Raw genomic sequence first — 4180 nt, forward strand, 5'->3', positions numbered from 1 at the left:
CGCCGCGGCGGGCGACGGAGCCAACACGATAGCGCGCCGGGGCGTCCTGTCTTGAGATGAGGGGTTCACAACCTTCATCAAGGCAGGAGCATCCCCCATGACCGACAAGGCCATAAGCCCGCTGCGGCAGCGCATGATCGAAGACATGACGATCCGCAAGTTCGCACCGAAGACCCAACATGACTACGTGCAGAGGGTCAAGCACTTCGCCGCTTTCCTCGGCCGCTCGCCCGATACCGCCAGCTTCGAAGACGTACGCCGCTATCAGCTTCATTTGGCGACGAGTGGCGCCGGCGTTCCTACCCTCAACCAAAGCGTTTCGACACTGCGGTTCTTTTTCAACATCACGCTTGGACGTGCCGACATCGTGAACCATACCCAATTTATCCACGTGCCACGCAAGCTGCCGGTCGTCCTGAGCCCGGAAGAAGTTGCGCGTTTTCTCGATGCGGCGCCGGGGCTCAAATACAAGGTGGCATTGAGTGTGGCCTATGGAGCCGGATTGCGAGTGTCCGAAGTGGTTGCGCTGAAGGTATCCGACATCGACAGTAAGCGCATGGTGATCCGGATCGAACAGGGCAAGGGCCACAAAGACCGCTACGTGATGCTTTCACCGCATCTGCTCGAGCTGTTGCGCGCCTGGTACAACGCGGCACGCCCACAAGGGTGGCTGTTTCCCGGAATGAACCCGATCAACCCGATGACGGCGCGCCAGCTCAGGCGCGCCTGCGATACCGCGGCCCAGATGGCCGAGATCGGCAAGCCGGTGTCCCCGCACACCCTTCGTCACAGCTTTGCGACGCATCTTCTGGAGCAGAACACCGATATCAGGGTGATCCAGGTCTTGTTGGGGCACGCCAAGCTCGACACCACCGCGCTCTATACACGTGTCGCCACCAAGACCATCCGGGAGATCGTGAGCCCGCTCGATCGCATTACGGCCAAGCTCAAGGAGGGCGCCGAACCGCCCGCCTGACGCGAGGCTTATCGTGTCGCGTCCATCGCTGGAGGTCGCGGACATCTTCCGCGGCCACGGCCCGGCATGGCGCCGGGCCAATGCCGGCCATGTCGGCCTCGGCCAATTGAAGGTGATGTCGGCGATCGAGAACTGCCGCACGGCGGCGCTCGGCGGGCATGTCGCGCGCTGCGAGGAGTGCGCGCACAGCCAGATATCGTACAACTCTTGCCGCAACCGGCACTGCCCGAAGTGCCAGGGCGCGGCGGCAAAGGAATGGCTGGCGGCGCGCGAGGCCGATCTGCTGCCGGTGCCGTATTATCATGTGGTGTTCACCCTGCCGGCGGCCATCGCCGATATCGCCTACCAGAACAAGGCTGTCATCTACGACTTGCTGTTCAAGGTCTCGGCCGAGACCCTGATCACGATCGCGGCCGACCCAAAACACCTCGGCGCCCGCGTCGGCATTACCTCGGTTCTCCATACCTGGGGTTCGGCCATGACCCATCATCCGCACGTCCACATGATCGTACCGGGCGGCGGCATCTCGCTCGACGGCGAGCGTTGGGTGGCGTGCCGGCCCGGCTTCTTCCTGCCGGTGCGCGTGCTCTCGCGCCTGTTTCGCCGGCTGTTCCTGGAGAAGCTGATCGCGGCCCATGAGGCAGGCCGCCTGAAGTTCTTCGGCTGTCACGCCGCGCTCGAAGACACGCAGGCGTTCGCGGCGTATCTGGCACCGCTACGCCGAACCGAATGGGTCGTCTATGCCAAGCGCCCGCTCGGCACCCCACAGGCCGTGCTGGCCTATCTGTCGCGCTATACCCATCGTGTCGCCATCGCCAACAGCCGGCTGATCGCCTGCGACCGCTCCGGCGTGACCTTCCGATGGAAGGACTATCGTGCCGATGGTCGCGAGCGCCAGAAGGCCATGACACTCGCCACCGGCGAGTTTATCCGCCGCTTCCTGATCCACGTCCTGCCGAGCGGCTTCCACCGCATCCGCCACTACGGCCTGCTCGCCAGCGGCACGCGCGCCGACAACATCGCCCGAGCGCGCCGTCAGCTCGACGTGCTTGCGGCACAGCCCGAGGCCGGGAGTACCAATTGCGCTGAGGCCAACGAGCCCACGCCGCTCGTGCACCCATGTCCGTGTTGCGGCGGCCGCATGATCATCATCGAGAGATTCCAGCGCGGCTGCTCGCCACGCTCCCCGCCGGCGACATCTCCAATCGTGATCAGGATCGACACGTCATGATCAAGGTCGCGCGCCGCACAATTGCAGGCTTGCACTTCTGCTTCGCTCGACCGGCAATGATCAGCTTCGCCTTTGCGCCGCTCTCGATAGCTGGCTTACCGTTCGATCTCCGCTATACGACCCCGGCTCTACTTGTCGCGATCGGCAGCGGATCCCTCACCCCTTCCGATCGCTTCCCAAACAACCGCTCAATGCACCTCGCCAACAGACCGCCAGCGACAAAATCTCCATAACGTCTGACGCGCGGCCTCGCCACATCTCCCGCGCTTTCCTCCTTTGGAGGTTTGCGTACGCCGGCCCCTGCCGTCCGCCGCCTCACCATTCATGGGGCCGCCATCCGCAAACCTTCACAATACCGGACTGACTTGCCATTTTCCAGGCATATTTGAAAAACGGATTGTTGCATTAAAGTTACTGCAATGCAGCCTTCGCAAGACTAACACGGAGAGTGGCTTCGTCCGTGGGGCCCCAAGTGCAAAGGTACAGTGCGTGGTGGCTTGGTGGGGAGTCAGTTGCTATGTGGAGTGGCTTTCCTCGTCGCAGGCTAGATTGGGCAGCCGCTGTTCTAATTTCCTTCATTTTGGTCGGTTGCGCTGCCAGACCTGGCCCGGAGGTGCTGATGCCCGTGGCGGCCTCGTCTGGCGAAAAGACGCTGCAGATCTATGTGGCGACCACGCGTGAGCGCGAGATTCCGTCGGGGAACGTATTTACTGCGAACCGCGCCAATGCGCTCAACTTTGCAAAGTTTGTCGTCTCGGTGCCGCCCAACCACAAGTCCGGCAATGTCGAAATGCCGACCGCAACCCCCGATCCACGGAGCAACTTTGCTGTAGTGGATCAGGCCGTGTTGAGCGAAGCCGATTTTCGCAAAGCCGTCGCTCCGCAAGGCGATACTCGGCGAAAAAAGCACAAAGCCTTCGTTTTCGTGCACGGGTTTAACAGCAACTTCCAAGAGTCGCTGTTCCGAATCGCCCAATTGCAGGCGGACATCAAAATCGACGGGATTCCGATTCTGTTCTCCTGGCCATCGCAAGGTCAGGTAGCTGCCTATGAAATGGACAAGCAATCGGCACACTATTCTCGCGACTATCTGATGGCTTTACTAACAATGTTAAGCAGCAGCCCCGAGGTCAGCGACATTATGGTGGTAGCCCACAGCATGGGTGCCATGTTGACCGTTGACGCTCTGCGCCAGCTTCGTATCGAAGGCAAAGACCGAGTGATCGCCCGGCTAGGCCGTGTTGTGCTGGCGGCGCCCGACATCAACGCGAAAACGTTCCGTGCTCAGGTACAAGCCATCGGTCCGCTCAAGCCACCTTTGCTGGTTCTAGTTTCCAAGGATGATGGTGCGCTTCGAGTGTCCAGTTTTCTTGACGGTGGCATCGCGCGGGCTGGCGATATCAACGTTGACGATCCCGTTGTGCGGGAGGCTGCCCTGAAAGAAAAGGTTCAAATCGTCGACATTTCGAGGCTCGCAAAGCACGACGATCTGGGGCATGACCAGTTCGTCAGTGTTGCCGTACTTTATTCACGATTGCACGACCAAGCCGCGCGTTATCGCAACACGGCTGGCACATTCATCTTTGCAGATGACGATGAGACGTTCTTGCGGCCGATCGACATCGGAAATCAGGTGGCTGCGCAATGAACGGCTTGCAACTCCTATGGGATTCTCCCGCCAAGCAGCGCCTGGCCGAACTGAAATTCGCTTCACGATCATGACCGACGACGGCGTCGAGCACGAGACCGTCATGGGGATAAGGAAAACACGTCACTCTGGGCTAGCGACCGGCATCTCGCATCTGTGCATGATCTGTGGCGCATTGATCATCCTCTGCGGGGCGGCAAATTACGCGATCGCAGCAGATGCAAAGCGCGTGATGCTTCTGCATTCGTTCGGACCCCAATTCTAGCCCTGGAGCGACTATGCTCGCACGATTCGAGCCGAAATTACTCGTCAGGCAAAGTGGCCT

General features: G+C 60.7%; 4 protein-coding genes. All 4 read left to right on the forward strand.

Translation table 11 applies throughout. The features are described from left to right. The first annotated feature begins 97 nt into the window (after positions 1 to 97). The 4 genes from VMT30_02970 (at position 98) to VMT30_02985 (ending at position 4120) form a co-directional block, all read left to right on the forward strand. Positions 98 to 976: a tyrosine-type recombinase/integrase gene (locus VMT30_02970; GenBank protein ID HVQ43903.1), complete on the forward strand. Its 879-nt coding sequence runs from the start codon at positions 98 to 100 to the stop codon at positions 974 to 976. A gap of 13 nt (positions 977 to 989) precedes the next feature. Then, positions 990 to 2207, forward strand: coding sequence for an IS91 family transposase (locus VMT30_02975; GenBank protein ID HVQ43904.1), 1218 nt, complete (start codon positions 990 to 992; stop codon positions 2205 to 2207). 619 nt (positions 2208 to 2826) lie between these two features. Beyond that, positions 2827 to 3855: an alpha/beta fold hydrolase gene (locus tag VMT30_02980; protein HVQ43905.1), complete on the forward strand. Its 1029-nt coding sequence runs from the start codon at positions 2827 to 2829 to the stop codon at positions 3853 to 3855. Positions 3856 to 3925: 70 nt separating this feature from the next. Next, positions 3926 to 4120 (forward strand): hypothetical protein, encoded by a 195-nt coding sequence (locus tag VMT30_02985; protein HVQ43906.1) that lies wholly within the window; start codon positions 3926 to 3928, stop codon positions 4118 to 4120. The last annotated feature ends 60 nt before the right edge of the window (positions 4121 to 4180 follow it).

It is taken from the genome of Candidatus Saccharimonadia bacterium, assembly GCA_035544015.1.
GTDB lineage: Bacteria > Patescibacteriota > Saccharimonadia > UBA4664 > UBA4664 > UBA5169.

Coding starts and splice junctions, on each gene's coding strand:
- VMT30_02970 (HVQ43903.1), top strand. CDS start 98: ATGACCGACAAGGCCATAAGCCCGCTGCGGCAGCGCATGATCGAAGAC.
- VMT30_02980 (HVQ43905.1), top strand. CDS start 2,827: ATGCCCGTGGCGGCCTCGTCTGGCGAAAAGACGCTGCAGATCTATGTG.
- VMT30_02985 (HVQ43906.1), top strand. CDS start 3,926: ATGACCGACGACGGCGTCGAGCACGAGACCGTCATGGGGATAAGGAAA.